The sequence below is a fragment of the Amycolatopsis sp. NPDC114504 genome (assembly GCF_055633595.1).
Map to the genome: position 1 here is coordinate 291,912 of NZ_JBVKDU010000001.1, position 21,157 is coordinate 313,068.

The 21,157-nt window shown below is 74.3% G+C and carries 18 protein-coding genes; 10 read left to right on the forward strand and 8 right to left on the reverse strand.

The window, feature by feature from the left end; genetic code table 11:
- Window positions 1–2: 2 nt before the first annotated feature.
- Entirely contained in the window at window positions 3–452 is a 450-nt protein-coding gene (locus ACZ7PG_RS01425) for a hypothetical protein (protein ID WP_470237110.1), read from the reverse strand.
- Between the two features lie 132 nt (window positions 453–584).
- Here ACZ7PG_RS01425 and ACZ7PG_RS01430 point away from each other — a divergent pair, with 132 nt between their 5' ends.
- Window positions 585–1,766: a sensor histidine kinase gene (locus ACZ7PG_RS01430; RefSeq protein ID WP_470237111.1), complete on the forward strand. Its 1,182-nt coding sequence runs from the start codon at window positions 585–587 to the stop codon at window positions 1,764–1,766.
- A 29-nt stretch (window positions 1,767–1,795) separates the two neighbouring features.
- A complete protein-coding gene (locus ACZ7PG_RS01435; RefSeq protein WP_470238978.1) occupies window positions 1,796–2,434 on the forward strand; it encodes a response regulator in 639 nt (212 codons plus the stop codon).
- On the opposite strand, the gene ACZ7PG_RS01440 is transcribed toward ACZ7PG_RS01435, so the two are convergent.
- Entirely contained in the window at window positions 2,327–2,875 is a 549-nt protein-coding gene (locus ACZ7PG_RS01440; RefSeq protein ID WP_470237112.1) for an RDD family protein, read from the reverse strand. The genes ACZ7PG_RS01435 and ACZ7PG_RS01440 overlap by 108 nt on opposite strands.
- 157 nt (window positions 2,876–3,032) lie before the next feature.
- Between ACZ7PG_RS01440 and ACZ7PG_RS01445 the strand changes: the two genes are divergently transcribed.
- Complete coding sequence (locus ACZ7PG_RS01445) at window positions 3,033–4,700, forward strand: alpha/beta fold hydrolase (protein ID WP_470237113.1); 1,668 nt, start codon at window positions 3,033–3,035, stop codon at window positions 4,698–4,700.
- A 336-nt stretch (window positions 4,701–5,036) separates the two neighbouring features.
- On the opposite strand, the gene ACZ7PG_RS01450 is transcribed toward ACZ7PG_RS01445, so the two are convergent.
- From ACZ7PG_RS01450 to ACZ7PG_RS01465, 4 genes are all read right to left on the reverse strand, one after another.
- A complete protein-coding gene (locus tag ACZ7PG_RS01450) occupies window positions 5,037–6,146 on the reverse strand; it encodes a hypothetical protein (RefSeq protein WP_470237114.1) in 1,110 nt (369 codons plus the stop codon).
- A gap of 36 nt (window positions 6,147–6,182) precedes the next feature.
- On the reverse strand, window positions 6,183–7,259 hold the full coding sequence (locus ACZ7PG_RS01455; protein WP_470237115.1) for an NAD(P)/FAD-dependent oxidoreductase: 1,077 nt from the start codon (window positions 7,257–7,259) through the stop codon (window positions 6,183–6,185).
- Window positions 7,259–8,692 carry a LodA/GoxA family CTQ-dependent oxidase gene (locus tag ACZ7PG_RS01460; RefSeq protein WP_470237116.1) on the reverse strand — a complete coding sequence of 478 codons (1,434 nt, stop codon included), beginning with the start codon at window positions 8,690–8,692 and terminating at the stop codon, window positions 7,259–7,261. The genes ACZ7PG_RS01455 and ACZ7PG_RS01460 overlap by 1 nt, the downstream gene beginning before the upstream one ends.
- Before the next feature lie 176 nt (window positions 8,693–8,868).
- On the reverse strand, window positions 8,869–11,490 hold the full coding sequence (locus ACZ7PG_RS01465) for a CHAT domain-containing protein (RefSeq protein ID WP_470237117.1): 2,622 nt from the start codon (window positions 11,488–11,490) through the stop codon (window positions 8,869–8,871).
- Window positions 11,491–11,656: 166 nt separating this feature from the next.
- Between ACZ7PG_RS01465 and ACZ7PG_RS01470 the strand changes: the two genes are divergently transcribed.
- The 5 genes from ACZ7PG_RS01470 (at window position 11,657) to ACZ7PG_RS01490 (ending at window position 18,146) form a co-directional block, all read left to right on the forward strand.
- Complete coding sequence (locus ACZ7PG_RS01470; protein WP_470237118.1) at window positions 11,657–12,748, forward strand: S8 family peptidase; 1,092 nt, start codon at window positions 11,657–11,659, stop codon at window positions 12,746–12,748.
- A gap of 11 nt (window positions 12,749–12,759) precedes the next feature.
- Complete coding sequence (locus ACZ7PG_RS01475) at window positions 12,760–13,329, forward strand: RNA polymerase sigma factor (protein ID WP_470237119.1); 570 nt, start codon at window positions 12,760–12,762, stop codon at window positions 13,327–13,329.
- A gap of 5 nt (window positions 13,330–13,334) precedes the next feature.
- Window positions 13,335–13,790, forward strand: a complete 456-nt coding sequence (locus tag ACZ7PG_RS01480; RefSeq protein WP_470237120.1) for a hypothetical protein — start codon at window positions 13,335–13,337, stop codon at window positions 13,788–13,790.
- A 292-nt stretch (window positions 13,791–14,082) separates the two neighbouring features.
- Window positions 14,083–15,279, forward strand: a complete 1,197-nt coding sequence (locus tag ACZ7PG_RS01485; protein WP_470237121.1) for a metal-dependent hydrolase family protein — start codon at window positions 14,083–14,085, stop codon at window positions 15,277–15,279.
- Between the two features lie 137 nt (window positions 15,280–15,416).
- Entirely contained in the window at window positions 15,417–18,146 is a 2,730-nt protein-coding gene (locus tag ACZ7PG_RS01490; protein ID WP_470237122.1) for an ATP-binding protein, read from the forward strand.
- On the opposite strand, the gene ACZ7PG_RS01495 is transcribed toward ACZ7PG_RS01490, so the two are convergent.
- Window positions 18,129–18,941, reverse strand: coding sequence for an alpha/beta hydrolase (locus tag ACZ7PG_RS01495; RefSeq protein ID WP_470237123.1), 813 nt, complete (start codon window positions 18,939–18,941; stop codon window positions 18,129–18,131). The two genes, ACZ7PG_RS01490 and ACZ7PG_RS01495, sit on opposite strands and share 18 nt — an antisense overlap.
- Before the next feature lie 50 nt (window positions 18,942–18,991).
- On the opposite strand from ACZ7PG_RS01495, the gene ACZ7PG_RS01500 reads away from it, so the two are divergent.
- Together ACZ7PG_RS01500 and ACZ7PG_RS01505 are read left to right on the forward strand one after the other, a co-directional pair.
- Window positions 18,992–19,597 (forward strand): SGNH/GDSL hydrolase family protein, encoded by a 606-nt coding sequence (locus tag ACZ7PG_RS01500; protein WP_470237124.1) that lies wholly within the window; start codon window positions 18,992–18,994, stop codon window positions 19,595–19,597.
- Between the two features lie 10 nt (window positions 19,598–19,607).
- Window positions 19,608–20,024 (forward strand): DUF6924 domain-containing protein, encoded by a 417-nt coding sequence (locus ACZ7PG_RS01505; protein ID WP_470237125.1) that lies wholly within the window; start codon window positions 19,608–19,610, stop codon window positions 20,022–20,024.
- Between the two features lie 3 nt (window positions 20,025–20,027).
- Here ACZ7PG_RS01505 and ACZ7PG_RS01510 read toward each other — a convergent pair whose 3' ends face one another.
- Window positions 20,028–21,149: an iron-containing alcohol dehydrogenase family protein gene (locus ACZ7PG_RS01510; RefSeq protein ID WP_470237126.1), complete on the reverse strand. Its 1,122-nt coding sequence runs from the start codon at window positions 21,147–21,149 to the stop codon at window positions 20,028–20,030.
- Window positions 21,150–21,157: the final 8 nt, after the last annotated feature.

The following is a 21,157-nucleotide window of genomic DNA, read 5'->3' on the forward strand; positions in this document are numbered from 1 at the left end:
GCTCAGGCGTCCCGGTTCACCACACGCAGGATCAGCCACTGGTCGAACCACGCCCCGGCGGTGGTCACGACCAGCATGACGAGGCCGAGGATCAGGTGCGTGTAGCTGTGCAGCGGCGCCGCGCTGTCGGTCAGCTTCGTCAGCCCGAGCTGCAGCCCCAGCCGCAGCGCGAAGAGCACCGCGACGAGGACCAGGGCCTGCTTGCTGCGCCAGACCGCGCGCAGGTACTTGCGGCGCCGGGACAGCAGCGTGAACCACAGCGTCAGGTGGACCGCGACCAGCGCGAGCGGCAGGTACACCACCCACGAGTACCGGTCGCTGAACTGCAGGCTGAAGTCGTTGCTCGCCACCAGCAGGCCGACGAGCACGAAGTACCAGCCCGGCAGGCCTTCGATCTTCCCGGACCGCGGCACGGCCTCCACTTCGGCCTCCCGCATCAGAAATCGGTTCATGCTCCGAGCCTGGCGGGATCCGCGGCGGAAGCGATCAACCGGCGGTACGAGAATTCCCCACCGTCTCATACCCAGGTACGAACTCCCGGCGCGAACGCGGCGGACGGACGCCGGGTGGGGCACGATCGGCGGATGACCTTCGCCGGCCACCCGGGCATCCCGTGGACCGGCCGCCGCGGCCCGCTGGTGGCCGAGGCGGCGGTCCTCGGCGTGCTGGTGGTGCTCGACCTGGTCTTCGCGGCCCGGGCCCTGCCCGGTCAGGGCCAGCTGGTCACCGTCGCCGCCGAGTTCGCGCCGGGCGTCGGGCCGGTCGTGGCGCTGCTGGCCGTACTGCGCCGCCGGTTCCCCGACCGGGTGGCCGCGCTGGCCACCGCCGTATCCGGGCTTTCGCTGCTGGGCTCGGCGGTCGCGGCCGTGCTCGCGACGACGGGCGCACGGCTCCCACCGCAGCCCGGCGCGGCCGAAGCCCTCGCGATCGCGCTCGTGGTCGGCGCCTGCTGCCACCGGCTGCCGCCTCGGGCGGCCGCCGTCCAGGCCGTGCTCGGCGGCTGCGCGGCCACCCTCGCCCCGATCCTGCGCTACGGCACCGGCTCCCCCGCCGCGCTCTACGCCGCCGGAGCCGCGGTGGTCTGGGGCGGCGCGCTGGCCGGCGGGCTGGTCCTGCGCGACGCCGACGTCCGCCACCGCGTGGACGTCCTGGAACTGCGGTCCGCGGAACGGCTCCGGCTCGCGCGCGAGCTGCACGACCTCGTCGCCCACCAGATCACCGGCATCGTCGTGCGCGTCCAGGCCGCGCACCGCGTCGCCGAGCGCAGCGGCGGCGACACCGCGACCTTCGCCGAGCTGGAAACCGCGGGCGCGACCGCGCTTTCCGCGATGCGGCGGCTCGTCGGCGCGTTGCGGACCGGCGACGAAGACCTCTTCGTGCCGCCCGCCGACCTCGCCACCGCCGTCGACCGCGCGGTGCCCGACGACGACCGGATCCACCTCGACGTCAGCCCGGATCTCGCCACTCTCGCCGTCGCCCCCGAGGTCGTCACCACCGCGCACCGGCTGCTCACCGAGTCCCTCACCAACATCCGCCGGCACGCCCCCGACGCCGCCGAGGTCCGGGTGCTCGTCCACCACGAACCGCGCGGCGAGCTGCGCGTCGAGGTGGTCAACGACGGCGCCGCCCGGCCCGCCCGCCGGGGCGGCTACGGCCTGCTCGGCATGGCGGAGCGGGTCGCGGCGGTGGGCGGTACGGTGCAGGCCGGACCGGCGGAAGGCCGGCGCTGGCGCGTGCTCGCGCGGCTGCCGCTCGAACCCGGCTGAGGCGAGGGGAGACGGGGTTGCCGACGCGAGTGCTGATCGCCGACGACCAGGCGATGGTCCGCGCGGGGTTCCGGCTGATCCTCGAAGGCGAGCCGGACATCGAGGTCGTCGGCGAGGCCGCCGACGGCGACCAGGCGGTCCGGCTGGCACGCGAGCTGCGCCCGGACGTCACGCTGATGGACATCCGGATGCCCGGCGTCGACGGGCTGCGTGCCACGGAACTGCTGGCGGGCACGGGCGTCCCGGACCCGCTGCACGTCGTGATGGTCACGACGTTCGGGCTCGACGAGAACGTGCACGCGGCCCTGCGCGCCGGCGCCTGCGGGTTCCTGCTCAAGGACGCCGGGCCGAACCTGCTCATCGAAGCCGTGCACGCGGCCGCCCACGGTGAAGCCCTCGTCTCCCCCGCGATCACGACGCGGCTGCTGGCGCACTACGCGCGTCGCGGTCCCCGGACCGCTCCCGAGCCCGAAAACCCGCTCACCCCACGGGAACTCGACGTCGTGAAGGCCGTGGCCCGCGGCGAGACGAACGACGAGATCTGCCGCTCACTGGTGGTTTCACTGCCGACGGTCAAGACCCACATCGGCGCGGTCAAGCGCAAGCTCGGCGCCCGCAACCGCACCGAGATCGCCATCTGGGCCTGGGAAAGCGGGCTGGCCCGCTGACCTCGGCACGCGGACGACGACCGTGCGCGCGACGACGTCACCGAACCGCTGGCGACGCCGCGTCGCCAGCATCACGACGATGCCGACCAGTCCCCACGCGAAGCCGTCGACCAGCATCAGCAGCTGCCGGACCACGAACACCGACAGCGGCGGGTGCGCGCCGTCCAGCGTGACGACCCGCAGGCGCAGCCAGCGCATCGCCGGCGTCTGCCCGCCGTGCCGGTGCGGCCACCACACGGTGACGAACAGCAGGCCCAGGAAGTCCAGCACCAGCATCGTGTACAGGACGACCTTGAGAAACGTCAGCAGCCCCGGGCCGTGCGGGTGGAACAGCCAGACCACGGCGATCGCGAGCAGCAGCATCGGCACGAAGACGAGCAGCTCGTCCAGCAGGAACTGCAGGAGGCGGCGCCCGACGACACCGATTCCCGGACGGGTCATGACCCCATGATCACGGTCCGGGCGTCCCGGCGCGCGCTGAGCCGTCTCATACCCGGGACCGAGCCGCGAGCCCCGATCTAGTCCTCCGGGCTGATCACCGCCCGCCGCGGCCGGGCCAGGCTCGGGCGCACCCACCCGGCGACGGAAGGACCACCCGGTGCGCATTTCCCGGACAGGACTGGCGGCCGCGACGGCCGTCCTCTTCGCGGCGGCGGTGCCCGCCGCGGCCGCGGACCCGCTCACGCCGTACACGACCCAGCAGCTCCAGTGGGGCGACTGCCCCTTCAAACCGGCCACCGGCGACGCGCCCACGCAGTGCGCGCTCGTCACCGTGCCGCGGGACTGGGCCACCCCGGCCGCGGGCACCGACCTCCAGGTGTCGATCAGCCGCGCCGCCGCGACCGGTGAGCGGCAGGGCGCGCTCCTGCTGAACCCGGGCGGGCCGGGCGGCCAGGGCACGCCGCTGGCCGGCTCGCTGGCCGCGCTGGAACCTTCGGTGCACCAGCTCTACGACTTCGTCGGCATGGACCCGCGCGGCACCGGCCACGCCGGCACCGACGACAAGGGTTTCCAGTGCCAGGTCCCGACCGGCCGCCTGCCGCAGGGAATCCTCGACGCGCGTGACCGGTCGGCGGCGAGCATCGCAGCACACCAGCAGATCCCGCGGGCCACCGCCGAGGCGTGCCAGAGCGACGCGGTCGCGCCGTACATCACGACGTGGCAGACCGCGCACGACATGGACCTGATCCGCGCGCTGCTGGGCGACGAGAAGCTGAACTACCTCGGCTACTCCTACGGCACCTGGCTCGGTGCCAAGTACGCGTCGCTGTTCCCCGAGCACACCGGCAAGACCGTGCTCGACTCCAGCGTGAACTTCCAAGGCCGGCTGCAGGCCGACTTCGAGGCGTTCCCGGTGATCGACCAGCGCCAGTTCGACGATTTCTACGTGCCTTGGCTGGCGCGAAACCTCGGGGAGCAGCTGGGCGGGACGCCCGCGGAGGTCAAGGCGGAGTGGGAGCGCGTCCGTGCCTACTACGGCACTCACGGCGTCTCGCCCGACACCTTCGACGGCATCTTCGTCGGCAACGGCAGCGAGCTCCAATGGCTGCTCGGCGCGCTGGTCTTCCTCCAGGGCGCCGCCGCGCTCGACGGGACGTCCGCCACTCCCCCGGCGAAGCTGGCGGACTCGATGGATGCGGTGTCGCGCAAGGCGTTCGGCGTCCCGGCCGCGTCGCTGACGCCGGAGCGGGTGGCCGCCGCGGCGCCGGACTACACCCAGCGCCCCGGCACCCGGTTCGCCGTCGCGTGCGGTGACCAGCCGACGCGCCCGGCGTCCTGGTACGAGCGGCTCAGCGACCGGCAGGGCCCGCGGTACCCGCTGTTCGGCTGGGCCTACGGCCTGGGCGAGACGTGCGGCTTCTGGTCGGACGCACCCCAGCACGAGCTGCCGGACGTCCCCGCGTCGGTGGCGGCGAACATCCTGGTTGTGCAGGGGGAATTCGATCCGCAGACGGGGTACGAGCAGGCGTCCGCGGCGGCGCGTTCGGCCGGCGTCCCGCTGGTGTCGGTGGATGATTCGCCGTTCCACGGCCAGTACGCGCTGGCGGGCAACCCGTGCGTCGACGGCCTGGTCAACGTGTTCCTGACCAAGAACTCCCGGCCCGGCAGCACGACGTGCCCGGGCGTCCCGCTCATCGGCGAGGACCAGGTGTACCCGGTCGCCGGTCCGGTGCGCAGCGCGCAGCCGTCCGTCCCGACGCGACTCTCTTCGGACGGTGCTGTGCGCACGCGGGTCCGGGACGAGGTCAGTGCGATGAACCGCTGACGACGCGTTCGGTCGCCGGGACCGGCTTGCCACGGGGCCCTTCGCGGAACAGGACGCTCAGGTTCGCGCCCGAGCCGGCGACCCAGGCCGGCCGGCGCGGGCGCCCCGGGCGGTGACCGTGGTGCCGTCGCCGTAACGGATTTCGAGGTCCGGCGCGTGGTGGTCCTTCTCGGCGATGCGCCGGTGCGGGACGACGGTGACGTGGTCGCCGGGCGTACCGGCGGCCGGAGGTGGTGTCGACGACGGCCCGGGACGGGAACTTCCGGGCGTCCCGGCGCGCGCTGAACGGCTCGGCGGATCCGCCCCGCGCGTGGCGGATCCGCCGACCGAGGGCGGTTATCCCGGTTCGCCCGCGCTGTCCGCCGGCTCCGGGTCACGGGTGAGCAGCTCGACCTCCACGCAGGCCCGCCGGTTCTCGATGCGGAACTTCTCGGTCTCCACGCGCAGCTGGGCTTCCCGCATCGGGTCGCACGAAGAACAGTGCGCCAGCTCGGCTTCGTAGAGCGTGCCGTCGGTCGGCAACGTCACCGGCCGGGCGTCCGTGACCTCCTGATCGGGCCGGGGCAGCGCGTCGCCGAGGTCCTTCATGGTCCGCTCGACGTCGGCGGTCCGGTCCTCGACGGTCCGCCACGGCGTGTCGCCGATCCGCCACTCGATCGACTCCACCCGGGTCGACGCCTTGTACACCTCCATGACCCGCCGGACGTAGTAGGTCACCGCGTGGCACGGGTTCTGGTTCACCAGCGTTCGCCGCGTCGTGCTCTGCGTCTCCGCGTCTTCGAAGCTCGACACCACGACGGAGCGTTCCGCCTCGGTCGACTGCGACGCGGTGATCGCGTTCTGGGTGAACTGCGAAGAGGCCGTCGCCGCCGACGCACCGCTGGCCACGGTCGTCTCCGTCGCGACGCCGAACTCGCCCCGCACCTCGGGAGCCCCGAAGAAGCCGGCGAGCCCGCCGCCCGCGGACACCGACGTGTCGGCGTGCGTGCGGATGTCCACGAGGCTGTCGGTGTAGGCCGACGCCGACGAGAACCGGCTCGTCTGCGACAGCGCGCTCATGGTCTGCCGGAACGACGAGTGCACCGAAAGCCGCTCTTCGGCGGCACGCACGCGGCGGTAGCGGTCGAACTCGTACAGCTCCACCGTTTCGCCCGGCAGCAAGGTGACGGTGTAGAGCAGCGGACCCTGCTGCCGGCCGGTCAGGCTCAGCATGTGCTGGTAGGTCACCCGCAGCTGCAGCACGCCCTGGTCGAAGCGCCCCAGCGTGAACACGCGCCCCTCGTAGAAGTACTGCGCCCGGTCGTACGGCAGCCACGGGACGGGCCGCGGGCCGCGGCACTCGCGCGGGGTCCGTTCCTCACACCCGCCGCCACAGCCGGAACAACCGTCCTTTTCGCCCTGATCGGCCGAAGCCGGCTCCGGGGATTCCTGTGCCTCCACAGACATCGCCACTCCTCCACTGGTCACTGATGTCCGAACTGGTCACCTCATCGGTACGAGGACCCGTAGTTCTGATACATCGCGAAGGGGTCGCTGCCGGGCCCGCCAGAACGGGGCGTGCGAGAACCGCGTTTCCGCGCGGTAGATCCGTTGGTACGTCTCGTAATAAGCCGCGGCAGTGTCCTCGACGAACCGCCGGTAGTCCTCGACGTCACCACCGAGCAGGACGGCCGCGGCCCGCTCCGCCGAGCGCAGGGCGAACGGCACCCCGCCACCCGAGAGCGGATCCACCGCCAATGCGGCGTCGCCGACCGCGAGCCGGCCGGGTTCCGCGCACGGCCGCAGCAGGTGCCCGCCCACAGCGACCACCGACGGCACACCGGCGGGAGCCGCCCCGGCCAGCCGGCGCACGTACTTCGTCGCGGCCAGTGCCGCGGCCCAGCCCGCCTCCGACACGAGCCCGGCCCGGGCGGCGACCGACGGTTCGGTGAAACAGGCGACGACACGGCGCCGGCCGGGCACCGGGGACGCGTACCACCACCCGATTTCCGCGGACTCCACGAAGGTGTCCCCGAGATCGGCGTCCGGAGGCAGGGCGACGACGCGGGCGACGCAGACCATCCGGTCGAACCGGTCACGCCGGGCGCCCAGGCGGCACGAAAGCCTTGCCGCGCGCCCGGTCGCGTCCACGATCGACGACGCGTACGCGGGCACGGCCGCCTCGATCCGGAACCCGCCGGGTACGCGCTCGACCCCGGTCACCGGGTGGCGCAGGACGATGACACCGGCCGCGACGGCGGCGTCGGCGAGCATCCGGTCGAAGCGGGCCCGGTCGACGTGCCACCCGGGGCCGTACGGGTCCAGCAGGGACGGCCGGACCGTGACTTCGCCGGTCCCCCAAGCACTGGCGGTCTGGTACGACGGCAGGGATCCGAGCGTGTCGCCGGCACCCAGCTCCCGCAGCATCGGCGCGACAGCCGCGGCCAGCGTCTCCCCCAGCCGCGTCCGCGCGTAGTCCGACGGCTCGTACATCGCGACGCTCGCCCCGCCGTGCGCGAGCCGCAGTGCCGTGGCGGCGCCGGCCGGCCCGCCACCGGCCACCACCACGTCGAACCGCATCACAGCACGCGGTCGGTTTCCACGAGGTCGTCTCCTTGCCGCGTGACGAAACCCAGTCCCGCCCACCGCCCGTGCACGAAGTCCTCGAGCTCCTCCGCGCCCCGCATCCACTCCACCGGACGCGAGCCGCGGGGGGCGTCGAAGGGCGTGACCTGGTCCGGGACCTCCGCCCACCAGCTGCGGCACAGGTGGAGGTCGCCCTGCCACGGCACCGAAAGACCGGCGGTCACCGCTCCGGGCCCGACGCCGGGTCCCAACCGGAACGAAGGGTGCGGGCCCTGGCGGAGCTCGTCGACGAAGTTGCCGGGGTCCAGCAGGAACTTCCCGGCCTCGATGCCCGGGCCCAGCGCACCGCCGACGCAGTTCTCGAGCGCGGCCCGGTCCAGTTCCTCCGGGGTGATCGCCGCCGCGACCGGCGGGGAATCCGCGCCCGCGGGCCAGTCGTCGTCGACGTCGCCGGCCGCCCACTTCCGGATCATGCCGCGCTGGGTGGGCGTCAGGAACAGCTCGTCGGATCGTCCGTCGTCGTCGTTCAGCTTCGGCATGTGCCCGGGCCCGGCCGTGGTGACCCGCCGCCGGACGTCGGCCTTGACCTTGGCGGAGGTCACCGGGTGACGGAAGCGGTGCCGGCCCCGGGCGGCGGAGTTGACCGCGCCGATGTCGTTCGCGGCCTGCAGGATCGGGTAGATGTCGCGCACGTACGAAGGACGGGCGGTCTTCACGGCGTCGTCGGCGAGCGCGTGGACCAAGGCGTCCCACAGCCGCACCACGTTGCCGACGGCCGGCGCGAACGTCGGCGGGCCGACGATCACCCACGCCCGCTCGGCGTCGTACGCGGTTCCGCCGATCCGGACGGTGGCCGACACCGGCCCGTCCGCGACGTCGTCGTACCACTCGTCGACGTCACCGGACTCGTCGAGCGGGTGGTTCGACGGGGAGCCGGACTTCCCCCGGCCCCCCTTCACGACCAGCCGGCCGTCCGCGTCGGTCGAGATGTCGCCCAGGTGCACCGCGACCGGCTGCCGACCGTCCACAGTGAACGTCCCGTCGAGCCCGGCCTCGGCGGCGGCCCGCCCCGCGACGCTGCGCGCGCCGCTGTCGATGACCAGGCCGGCCCGCGGCAGCCCGGCGTTGCGGTCCCCGCCCCGGTGGCCGATCCGCGGCGACGCGGCCTTGCGGTTGGCGAGCCGCACCGTCCACTCGATCTCGGCGTCCGCCGCGGTCAGCTCCGCGACGCGACCGTCGTCGTGGAAGGCGAACAACCGGAACCGGGCGGCCTGCCGCTTGATCCGGCCGTCAAGATCCCGGTACCGGCCGTCACCGGGAACCCCCGGTTCCCCGCTCTTTTCCGGGCCGAAGAAATAGCCACTCGCACTGTCTCCCACCCGGGCGATACCGATCGCCGGGTGGATCCGGACCGCGACAATCGCCATGGCGGCATCACCTCGAAGAGAATCGTTCACCGGCCGGCCCCGAAAAGCGCCGGACCCGGCCGTATTCGGAAATAGTTCCGGGCCACTCCCGCCGCTAGTCGTCCGTCTCCTCGCCTCGTTACACATTCTTTCGGCCGGCCGGGCGAATTCATGCGATCGGAGCAGATGATCGCCGATCAGTGACCCGCGCCGAAACAGCTGAATCCCACGGCCGCGACCAAGGAGCCGATCCCGTTGCCCCGCAACGACTCCTGCGCTTCGGCGAGGGCGACCGCCGGGGCCAGGCCGGCCACGAGCCGGGCGTGGAACGCGGTCATCAGCGGCATCGTCTCCGCGTCGGGCACCGGCACCACCGAAGCGATGAGCTGCGCCGTGCCGAGGGCCGCGAAAGTCGCGCTGAGCCCGAGGAGCTCGTCGCCGGTGCACACGACCGACCGCCCGCTGTCGCACGAGGCCAGCACCACGGTCCGCGCCGCGCGGTCCAGCCGCTCGAGGTCGTGCACGACCAGGGGCCCGTCGTGGAGCCGCAGGTCGGACAGCAGGGGCTGGTCGACCGCGAGCCGGCCGTGGGCGGCGAGGTGCAGCACGTCGGAGTTCTCGACCGCCTTCAGGACCGCCTCCACGGTCGCCGCCTCGCCGACGAGCGGCGTCGTCCGGTGCAGTGCGGCCACGGCGTGCGCCTCTTCGTACGCGCCGGCCAGCCCCGGCCCCGCCGCGACGCTGACCGTGCCCAGCTCCGTGGCGCGGTGCCGGGCCGCCGACCGCCACAACGTCGCCGACGGCGACACCGTCACCGGACGCCCCGAGCACGAGGGCAGCGCCGACCACGGCACGCTGTGCAGCGCGCCGGTCGGCACCAGGATCAGCCGGCGGTCCCCGAGCTCGGGCAGCGCCCGCAGCAGGACGCGGTCGAGCTCGTCGCCGGCGTGGTCCAGCAGGCCGAGCGCGGCCGCCCGGGCCGGCGCGGGATCGGCGCGGCCGGCCAGCCGGCGCAGGGCGAACGTCACCCTGGCGACCAGCCCGGCGACCCGGTCGTTCGCGCCGAGGAACCGCAGCCGCAGCCGGCCGCCGACCAGGGTCAGCGCGTGCAACGAGCCGTTGAGCTGCACGAACTCCACCAGCGCGGCGTCGCCGAGGTCGAGCTCCGACGGCTTGACGGGACGGACCCGGTGGCGGTCCGCGACGCCGGGTGTGAGCCGGGCGCGCTCACGGATCCGCCGTTCGAGCGCGGCCTGGCGGGCACTCGTCCTCGGCGTCATCCCGCCCGGGGCGCCGACCTCGCGCAGGGTGGCCCGCAGCTCCGCGAGCAGCGCGACGAGCTCCGGATCCTCGGGCGGCCGCAGCGGGCGGGTGGCCAGCCGGTTCGCCCGGCCGCGTTCCGCCCACTCGAAGACCTGCCCCGGCCGGCCGGACCGCAGTGCGACGCGCAGGCCCAGCTCGCTCAGCTCCGTCCGGTGCGCGGCCGACCGCGCCCGCAGGTCGGTCGCGCCGAGCGAGGCGGCGTGCTCGTCGAGGATGCCCAGGCCGGCCCGGACCGCGCGGGTGGCGGCGGGGCCGTCACCGTGGTGCCACGCGAGTACCGCCCGGGCGTACCACGCGCGAGCGCGCAGGGCCGCCGGTCCGCCGCGGGTGGCCGCACCCGCCGCACGCAGGTGGGCGTCGCCGCGGACGGGGTCGCGCCGGCCGGCCGGGAGCCGGGCGGCGACGAGGTGGGCTTCCAGCGCCGCGGCCGGCCAGCCGGCGGACGTCAGGACCTCGACCATGGTCACGACCCGGTGTGCGGGCACCCGCGGCCGGCCGGCGGAGGCCAGCTGGACCTTGAGCACGACCAGCCGCGCCAGCTCGGCCCACTCGCGCCGGTCCTGCCGGGTGAACTCCCGGTAGGCCCGCCGGGCCTGCTCGAGCGCCGTCGGCCAGTCCTCGCCCAGGTACGCGGCCTGCGCCAGCAGGAGCCGCGCTCCCGGCACGAGCAGCAGGCGGCGCTCGCGTTCGAACGCGAGCACCGCCCGGCGGGCCGCGTCCGCCGCTTCGACCCGGGCGCCGACCGACAGCAGCAGCTCCGCCTGGTCGGAGTACACCGGCCCCAGCTGCCCGCCGAGCTCGCCGATGATGCGCTCCGCGCGGCCGAGGTGGGCCAGCGCCGCGGGCACGTCCCCGCGCAGGGTTTCCAGGAAGCCGAGGTTCTCGGCGATGATGCCGACCGCCAAGCCGCGGCCCAGCTTCCTGGCCAGGCCGTCGGCCTCGCGGAGGTGCTCCTCGGCGGCCGCGAACGCGTGCCGCTCGGTGTCGAAGATGCCGCGGTTCACCAGCGCGCGCTGCAGGTTGAGATCGTCCCCGGCGCGGCGCAGCGACGGGATCGCGACGTCGTACTCCGCCTGCGCCGCGGCGAGCCGGCCGATCTGGTGCAGCAGGTCCGCGCGCTGCGCCCGGGCCCGCGCGCGGCCGCCGCCCTCAAGCTGGCCGACCGCGGTGTCGATCTCGCTCAGCGCCGCCTCGGCCCGGCCCCGCTGCACCAGCGCGGCCGCCAGCGGGATCCGGGTCTCGCCCGCCAGGTCCGCGGCCCCGGCCCGGTCGGCCAGGACGATCGACCGCCGCAGGTGCCGAATCGCGCTCTCGACGTCCCCGCACTGCAGGACCGCCCGGCCCCAGGCCCGTTCGGCGATCGAGGCCGCGGCGTCGTCGTGCTCGGCGGTGGCCCGGCGGACCGCGCGTTCGGCGAACGGGGTCGCACGACCCGCGTCGGCGTCGGCGTGGCGCAGCGCCGCCAGCGCCTGGTCCCGCACGGCCATCGGTTCCATGCCTGAAAGCATGCCCCTCCTTGGCGGTACCCGGAACTGTTTTTCCGATGCTGGAATCAAACGGGCCGCGGGCTGCTCCGTCGGATATGAGCATCCCACGCTGCGGAGAGGGCGGATCATGGCGGAACAGAGTGAACTGATCGTCGACATCAAAAGCCTGGCGACGGTGAGAAACCGACTGAAAGCACTCGGAGTCCGGAAGAATGGCTCGAAACCCGAGGTCGACGATCGGCTCCAGCTCGCGCTGATCAAGGATCTCGAGAACCTGCCGGGTTACGCGGAGGAAGCCCGGCGCGAATACCGGAACGAGATCGAAGTGCTCGAGCGCCGGAACGAGCGTGATTTCACCGACCTGGACGTTCTCCTCTACGACCTCCGGACCTGGTTCGGGGCCACCACCGGAAGCGTCCCGATGCTGGGCAAGAACCGGGACACGTTCATCGGGTACCCGCAGCACAAGAGCTACGGCGACCCGCGGCCGCTGGCGGCACCGCCACGGCTCGCCGCGGCCGAGAACGTGCAGGGCGACATCCGCGTCGGCGTCGTGGACACCCCGTTGTACATGCACCCGTTCTTCACGAAGGAGCTCGTCGAAACCGACGTCGAATCCACCCCGGCCGCCGACGGGACCTACGGCGCCTGGCAAGGCCATTCGACCTTCGTGACCGGCGTCGTCCACCAGTTCGCCCCGGACGCGCACATCATCGTCAAGGCCGGCCTCGACGGCGGCACCGGGCGGAACACGGTGTGGGAAACCGCGAAGAAGATCGCCGACTTCCAGGACGAGCGGATCGACGTGCTGAACCTCTCGTTCGGGACGACGACCGCGGACGCGCAGGCGCCGCTCGCCCTGCGGCGCGCGATCGACGCGGTCAAGCGGGGCAACGAAAAGCTCGTGATCGTCGCGGCGGCCGGCAACCGGGGGTACCTGCGGAACCCGCCGCTGGCGATCTGGCCGGCCGCGATGACGGAGGTGGTGGCGGTCGGCGCCACGGACGCTTCGTTCAGCATGGACCGTGACTGGGTCGACGTGACGGCGGACGGCGTCGACGTGCCCGGGCTCTACCTCGAGGGCACCGTCCGGATGTCCCGCGGCCCCGTCGACTTCGCCGGTTACGCGAGCATCAGCGGGACGTCGTTCGCGGCGGCCCGGGTCAGCGGGCTGATCGCGAAGGCACTGGCGAGCGACCCCGATCCCGCCAAGGCGTTGCAGAGCGCCGTCGACGGGAAGCTCGCGACGTTCTACCGGCCGGCCTGAAGGACATCGCGATGCGGGACGATCCCGAGGTGGTCGCGCTCGTGAAGCGGGCGCGGGACGGCGACCAGCGCGCGTGGGACGCGCTGGTCGACCGGTACGCGCCGCTGGTGTGGTCGGTGTGCCGGCGGCACCGGCTGTCCCGCGCGGACGCCGAGGAGGCCGGCGCCAACGTCTGGCTCCGCCTCGTCGAAGGCTTGGGAAACCTCCGCGATCCGGCGGCGCTGCCCGGCTGGCTGGCCACGGTCACCGCCCGGGAGTGCCTGCGCGTCCTGCGCGGCCACGGACAGCAGATCCTCGTCGGCGAGTACGACCGGATTCCCGACGAAAAGACGCCGGAGGCCGATGCGGAACTGCTGAGGCAGGAACGGAACATCGCCCTCCGGCAAGCGTTCGCCGGGCTGCCCGAACGGTGCCGGCGGTTGCTCGCCCTGCTGTTCGCCGATCCGCCGTCGTCCTACACCGAGGTGTCGGAACGGCTCGACATCCGGATCGGCGGAATCGGTCCCACCCGGAAGCGGTGTCTCGACGCGCTCCGCCACAGCGCGCCCATGGCCCCGTTCGCAGAATCCCCGGAAGCGTGAACGGCATGACGGAGCACGGGCAGAGCGACGAGGACCTGCTGGCCGAACTGGGCGCGGCGCTGCGGGAGGCCGAGGACGTCCCGGGCTGGTTCCTCGACACGGCGAGAGCGGCGTTCGAGTGGCACACGCTCGACGCGGAACTGGCGATGCTGACCCACGACTCCGCGACCACCCCCGAACCCGCGGGCTCCCGCGCGGAGCCGCTGTCCCTGCGCTCGATGACCTTCGCCGGCCGGGAGACGACGATCGGGATCGAAGTCGACCCCGACGCGCTGCACGGCCAGATCGCACCCCCACGGGCCGGCGAGCTGGAGATCCGCCCCCGCGAGGGCCGGCCCACGACGGTGCCGGTCGACGACGACGGCTGGTTCGTGGTCTCCCCGAAACCAGCCGGCACGTTCCGGTTCTTCTTCCGGAGCGCCGGCGGGCAGGTCGTCGTCACCGGGTGGACCACCCTCTAGGTCACCGGAAGGCGCCTGGGGCGCACCGGGTCGCACCGCGGCGGCCCCGCACGCGTCGACGACCGGCCGCTCGCCGTGCCGCGGCCGCCTCCGTGCAAGGCCTCGCCCAGGGGCCCCAGCCCGCCGCGGTCGGCGAACTGCTCGCAGTCGGCCGGCACCACCTGCAGCTCGTGCGGATCGCGGCCGGCGTCCGCTGGTTCGGGCGCGTGCCCGGCAGGGCCGCGGATCTCCGTACCCCGGCTCCGTACTTGCCCCGACGTGCGCGGCCCCGGATCGGATGATCGTGGCCCGCATGACGAAACAGCTTCAGGTGACCGAGCGGCGCAGGCTCACCGCCGTCCGCGCGGCTCGGTTGTTCGATGGTGCGGGGTCGGCGCTGGTCGCCGAGCCGCTGGTGGTGCTCGATGGCGCCACGATCCTCGGTGTCGAGTCCGGTGGGACCGCACCCGACGGGGCCGACGTCGTCGACCTCGGTGGGGCGACGTTGCTGCCCGGGCTGGTCGACACGCACGTCCACCTCGCGTTCGACGCCAGTGTCGACCCGGTCGCCCGGCTCGCCGCTCGTGATGACGCGCAGGCGCTGGCCGCGATGGCCGAAGCCGGGCGGGCGTCGCTGCGGGCCGGGGTCACCACCGTGCGGGACCTCGGTGACCGCGGCTACCTCTCCCTCGCCCTCAAGGACCGCGCTGACCAGCCGACGCTCGTCGCCGCCGGGCCGCCGATCACCAGTCCCGGCGGGCACTGCCACTTCCTCGGCGGGGTCGCGGACGCGAGCGAGGCCGGGGTGCGGGCGGCGGTGCGCGAACACGTCGAGCGCGGGACCGACGTCGTCAAGATCATGGCCAGCGGCGGGACGATGACGCCGGGCACGCGCCAGGAGTGCGCGCAGTTCGACCGGGACGTCCTGCGTGCCGCCGTCGACGAGGCGCACCGGCACGGGCTGCCCGTCACCGCGCACGCGCACGGCACCTCGGCCATCGCCGACGCCCTCGCCGCCGGCGTGGACGGCATGGAGCACGTGAGCTTCTGGTCCGCCACCGGCGTCGACCACCCCGAGGAGCTCCTGCGCGCCGTCGTGGACCGGGGCGTGGCCGTCGGCGCGACGGTCGGCATGGTGCCGGTCGAAGGCCTCGCTCCGCCCGAGGAGCTCGCCCGGCGCATGCCCGGGGTCGTCGCGAACTACCGGCGGCTCGTCGAGCTCGGCGCGCGGATGGTCGCCGGCACCGACGCCGGGATCGCGCCGGTGAAGCCGCACGGCGTGCTGCCGTGGGCGCCGCTGATGCTGCGCCAGGTCGGCCTGTCGCCGGCCGACACGCTGCGGGCGATCACCTCCGTCGCGGCGGGCGTCTGCGGGCTCGCGCACCGCAAGGGCCGCGTCGCGCCCGGGTTCGACGCCGACCTGCTGGCCGTCGACGGCGATCCGCTGGCCGACCCGCGGGCGCTGCTCCGGGTCCGCGCCGTGTGCGCGCGAGGGACGTGGATCGCATGAAGAAGTTCCTGAAGTTCCTCGTCGCCGGTCTGGCGCGGGCCTCGTGGTTCCCCGCCCCGATCTGGCCGGCCGGACCGAAGTTCCGCTGGCCCGGCGAACCACGCTGAAGCGGCCCCGGAGCCGTATCGTTGCCGCTCATGGAGCTGGGCTTCGTCGGCCGGACCGGCGAGCTGGACCTGCTGCGCGCCCGCCTCGAGGAGGCGCGGGCCGGGCGCGGCCGGCTCGTGCTGGTCGTCGGCGAGCCGGGCATCGGCAAGACCAGCCTGGCCCGCGAGCTGACCCGGGACGCCGAGCGGGCGGGCGTCCCGGTCGGCTGGGGACGCGCGAGCGACGACGAAGGCAGTCCGCCCTACTGGGTCTTCCGGCAGCTGGCCCGTTCGCTGGACCGGCCGTTCCCCACCGGGGACACCGGTGGCTCGGCGGAGGCGCGGTTCACCGCGTTCGAGGCCTTCGCCGACAGCCTCCGCGAAGCCGCCGCACCGCACGGCCTGCTCGCGGTGCTCGACGACGTGCAGTGGGCCGACGCGGCGTCGCTCGCCCTGCTCGTCCACCTGGCCCGTGACCTCGACCGGGCGCCGGTCCTGCTCGTGGTGACCTACCGCGACACCGAGGCGACCGGCCGGGCGGCCCTCACCGCGGCCCTGGCGGCGCTGGCCCGCGAGCCGGTCCTGACCCGGATCCGGCTGGCCGGGCTGACCGAGGCCGAGGTCGTCGAGCAGCTCGGCGGTGTCTCCCCCGAGATCGCGACGCTGGTCAGCCGCCGGTCCGGCGGCAACCCGTTCTTCGTGACCGAGCTGGCCCGGCTGGCCGGCACCGCCGGGGACGCCCTGCCGGACGGCGTCGTGGACACCGTCCGGGCGCGGCTGGCCCGGCTGGGCGAGCCGTGCCGGGAGCTCGTCGCGACCGCGGCCGTGCTCGGCCGCGACGTCGACCCGGCCGCGCTCGCCGACGTCACCGGCCGGCCCGCGGCCGACGTCCTCACCGACCTCGACGAGGCCGCGGAAGCCGGCATCGTGACCCCGCACTGCTTCAAGCACGACCTGATCCGGGAGTCCGCGGCGGCCGGGCTGCCGACGGCGGCGCGGCTCACCGCGCACGCCCGGATGGCGGCGTGGCTCGAGCGGCGGGACCCGTCGCGGACGTCGGAGATCGCGCACCACTGGCTGGAGTCGCTGCCGGTCGGCGACGTGGGAAGCGCCGCGCTGTGGGCCGAGCGGGCGGGCGACCAGGCGCTGGCGCAGCTCGCCTGGGAACGCGCGGCCGAGCTCTACCGGTGTGCGCTCGACGCGGCGCCCGCCTCCCCCGCCGACCGCGCGCGGCTGCGCCTCCGGGAAGGGATCGCCCTCCTGCGCGGCGGCGAGATCGAGCGCGGATCCCGGGTCCTCGAAACCGCCGCCGACGCAGCCCGGGAAGCCGATGACCCGGCCGTGCTGGGCGAGACGGCGTTGGCCATGGAAGGCCTGTCGGACCCGTGGGGCAGCTTCAACGGCGCCAAGATCGCGCGGGAAGCACTCGCCGGGCTCCCGGCCGGGGACGATCCGCTGCGCGCCCGGCTGCTCGCCCTGCAGGCGGGCGAAGCCGGGTTCCTCGGGGGTGCCGAAGCCGAAACGGCGTCCGCCGAGGCGCTGGCGATCGCCGAGCGGCTCGGCGACCCGGACGTGCTCCGCTCGGCCTTGCGCGCCCGGCAGATGGTGCGGTCCGGGCCCGAGGGCGTGCACGAACGGCTCGCCCTCGCCCACCGCATGATCGCCCTCGGCGAAGCGGGCGACGACGCCGATGGCGTGCTGTGGGGCCGGTTGTGGCGGTTCGACGCGCTGCTCATGCTCGGCCGGTTCGGAGAGGCGGAGCAAGAGCTGGGCGCGCTGCGGCTGCTCGCCGAACGCCTCCGGCGGCCCCTCGCCCGGTGGCACCACCTGCGCAGTTCCGCCACGCTCGCCATCGCGCGCGGGCAGTTCGACGACGCCGTCGAAGCGCTCCGGCAGAGCTTCGCGCTCGTCGCCGACCGGGCGCACATGTCGTTGCAGGGCGTGCCGATCACCGTGCTGGCCGCCATCGCCGGGCTCACCGGCCGGACCAGCCTGGTGACGCCCGAGATGGAACGGATCTTCGCCGAGAACGCCCCGCCGTTCGTCGGCCTGATGCACGCCGCGTGGCTGCTGCACGCCGGCGAGCGGGAGCGGGCGGGCGAGCTCTACCGCCGGGCCCGCGTGCCCGAGCGGACGCCGGTGCCCGCGACGCTGCCCGTGGCCGCCGTCGCCGTCGAGCTGGGCGCGGAGTTCGGGCCGCCGGAAGCGGTCGAGCGGGCGGCGGCACTGCTGCGTCCGCACGCCGGGCTGTTCGTCACCGGCGGCGCGGGCTCGGTCCTCGTCGCCGGCTCGGTCCGGCACTTCCTCGGGCTCGCGGCCGCGTCCGCCGGCCGGTTCGACGAAGCGGTCCGCGAGTTCAAGCTCGCCGCCGCGGCCGACGACGAGGCCGGCACGCCGCCTTACGCCGCGCTGGCCCGCTTCGGGCTGGCCAAGGTGCTGGCGCGGCGCGCGCGTCCGGGAGACGTCGACGAAGCCCTCGCGCTCATCGCGTCCGTGTCGGCCACGGCCGATCGGCTCGGGATGGCTCCCCTCCGCCAGGAGGCCGGTGCGCTGGCGGCCGCGCTGCGCGGGGACACGCCGGGCCCGCTGACCCGCCGTGAACGCGAGGTCGCCACGCACGTGGCCGACGGGCTGACGAACAAGCAGATCGCCGCCCTGCTGCACATCTCCGAGCGGACGGCGGAAAGCCACGTGCAGCACATCCTCACCAAGCTCGGCTTCACCAACCGCGCCCAGGTCGCGACCTGGGTGACGGCCGGCGGGTCACCGCGGCACGAGTGACAGCACGGCATCGACGACGTCGGGTCCTTCGAGCAGCACCGGGTCGTTGTGGTCGGCGCCCGGGACCTCGACCAGCCGCGCCGACGCCGCCGCGGCCACCTCCCGGCTCTGCGCCGGCGGGACGAGCGAGTCCCGGCCGCCCAGGACCACGACCGTCGGGACGCGCAGGCGGGCGACCTCGTCGCGGACCGGGAACCGGTCGCGCAGCAGCAACCGCACCGGCAGGAACGGGTAGACGTCGGCGCCGACCGACGCGAGATCCGTGAACGGCGACCGCAGGAGCAGCCCGGCGGGCGGGTGCTCGAGGGCGAGTTCGGCGACCACCGCGCAGCCGAGGCTTTCGCCGAAGAAGAGCAGCCGCTCCGGCGGTACGCGCTGCTCCTCGACGAGGAAGCGGTGGGCCGCGCGGACGTCGAGGGCCAGGCCGATTTCGTCGGGAGACCCGGGATTGCCGCCGTAACCCCGGTAGTCGAACAGCAGCACCGCGAGACCCGCCTGCGCGAGCTTCGCGGCCAGTGGCGCCCGGCCTGCGCGGTTGCCGCCGTTGCCACCCGCCACCAGGACGGTCGCCTTGGCCGCCTGAGCGGGCCGGACGAACCACGCGCCCAGCTCCAGCCCGTCGGCGGTGCGGAGCCGGACCTCCTCGGCGCCGGGCAGCACGACACCGGCGGCGGGCACGGGCGAGGTGTCCGGCTGGTAGATCAGGCGCCGCTGGAAGATCCAGACCAGCGCCAGGACCAGGACGACGACCAGCACCAGCCCGAGCAGCACCCGCACGACCACGGTCCTAGTCAAGCGCACCCACCCCGGGAAACAACGACGCGGTTCGGACGTTGTACCGGGCGATGAGCATTCTCCGATTCTGCGTCCTCGGCGACTCCTTGGCGGCCGGCGTCGGCAGCGCACGTGCCGAGGACACGCTCGGGCAGCGCCTCGCCCGGCGGCTGCGCGCGGCGGGCCACACCGTGGACCTGCACGGCTTCGGGGTGCCGAGAGCCCGCTCCGATGATCTGGAACGCCAGGTCGGCGTCGCGCTCCGCACCGGCGTCGACCTGGCGCTGATCGTGATCGGCGCGAACGACCTCGCCCGGTTCGTCCCCCCGGCGGTCGCGGCCGGCCAGGTGCACGACGCCGTGGCCCGGCTGGTCCGCGCCGGCGCGCGGGTCATCGTGGTCCCGGCACCCGACCTGGGGATCGTCTCGTGGGTCCCGGAGGCCTACCGGCAGCTGGTCTCGGCGGCGAGCGGCCAGTACGCGCAGGCCCAGGCCGACGCGGTCATCCGCGCGGGCGGCTCGGTCGCGGCTCCCGGTCCCGAGCTCGGCGCCCGGTTCACCGCGGATCCCACACTGTTCTCGGCGGACCGGTTCCACCCGTCGTCGGCCGGGTACGGGGTGATCGCGGACGCGCTGGCGCCCCACGTGCTGGCCGTGGCGGCCGATCTCGCCGCGTAACCTCGGGCCCATGACCGCGCTCCCGGCTATCCCGGTCCTCGTCCGCACCTGGTTCGGCGACGACGCCGCCTGGGCCGCACTGGCCGAGGAGGTCCGGACGCCCAGCGAAGACGGGTTCATGGCCAACGTCACGCCGGTGGACGACCGGGCGTTCGAAGGCCTGAGCGCGGAAGCGTTGTGCGCAGAGCAACCGAACGGGCCGATCGTCTCGTTCCTCGCCGACGAGACCACCCTCACCGACGCCGAGCGCCCCATTCTCGCCGTCTGGGTGCTCCCGCGCCGGGACGGCGACGACCGCGACCTCGAGCCGTTCCGGGTGGTGCCCGCCGAGCTGTGGAGTGTGGAGAACAACATCAACCTGGCCAACATGGACTGGGCGGACTTCACCCACTCGACCGGCGCGGACGGCGTCTTCCGCGGGTTCTGACCGTCAGTACACCGAGCGCAGCAGCTCGGCCACCTCGGCCTCCGACGGCAGCCGCGGCGCGTTCTTCGTGACCGCGTCGGCCACCGCGTCCGCCGCGATCGCCGGGATATCGTCGCGGGTCACGCCGAGGTCGCGCAGCGGGCGCTTGATCTCGATCGCGCCCGAGATCTCCCGGACCGCCTCGATCGCCGCACCCGGCGACAGGCTCAGCGCGCGGGCCGTCGTCTCGTACGCCGTGGCCGCGGCCGGCGCGCTGAACGCCATCACCTCCTCCAGCACCGCGGCGAGCGCGACGCCGTGCGGAGTGCCCGTGTGCGCGGTCAGCGCGTGCCCGATCCCGTGGACCAGCCCGAGCCCGGACAACGTCAGCGCGTGCCCGGCCAGGTGCGCGCCGAGCATCAGCCCGGACCGCGCCTCCAGGTCGGCGCCGTCGCGGTAGGCCACCGGGAGCCAGCGCCCGACCAGGCTCACCGCCTGCGTCGCGTAGGCCGCGGAGAACGGTGTCGACCCGCGCGAAGCCAAGGACTCGATGCCGTGCACCAAGGCGTCCAGACCGGTGGCTGCGGTGACGCGAGCGGGCAGGCCCAGCGTCAGTTCCGGGTCCAGGACGGCGATCCGCGGCTTCACCGACGAGTGTCCGATGTAGACTTTCCGGCGGGCGCACCGGTCCTCGGTGACGCCGAAGCCGTTGGTCTCGGCGCCGGTGCCGGCCGTGGTGGGCACCGCGATCAGGGGCAGGCCGTCGCCGGCGTCCCACAGCCGGTCCGCGTCCGCGGCGGCCGCGCCCGGATTGCCGGCCAGCAAGGAAACGCCCTTCGCCGCGTCCAGTGCCGATCCGCCGCCGAGCGCGAGCACCGCCGCGACGCCGAACGCGCGCAACGCGGCGGCCCCGCGGTCGAGCTCCGCCGTCGACGGGTTCGGGCCGACGTCCTCGTGGACGGCGTGCTCGATCCCGGCCGCGGCCAGGATCTTCTCGACGCGCCCGACGATCCCGGTGGCCGGCAGGCCGCGGTCGGTGACCACGAAAACCCGGGTGTGGCCCAGGGATTCGACGAAGCCGGGCAGCTCGGTCACGACGCCGGGGCCGTATTCGGTGCGGCCGGTCGGTTCCACGGACAGGCGCATGCGGTCTC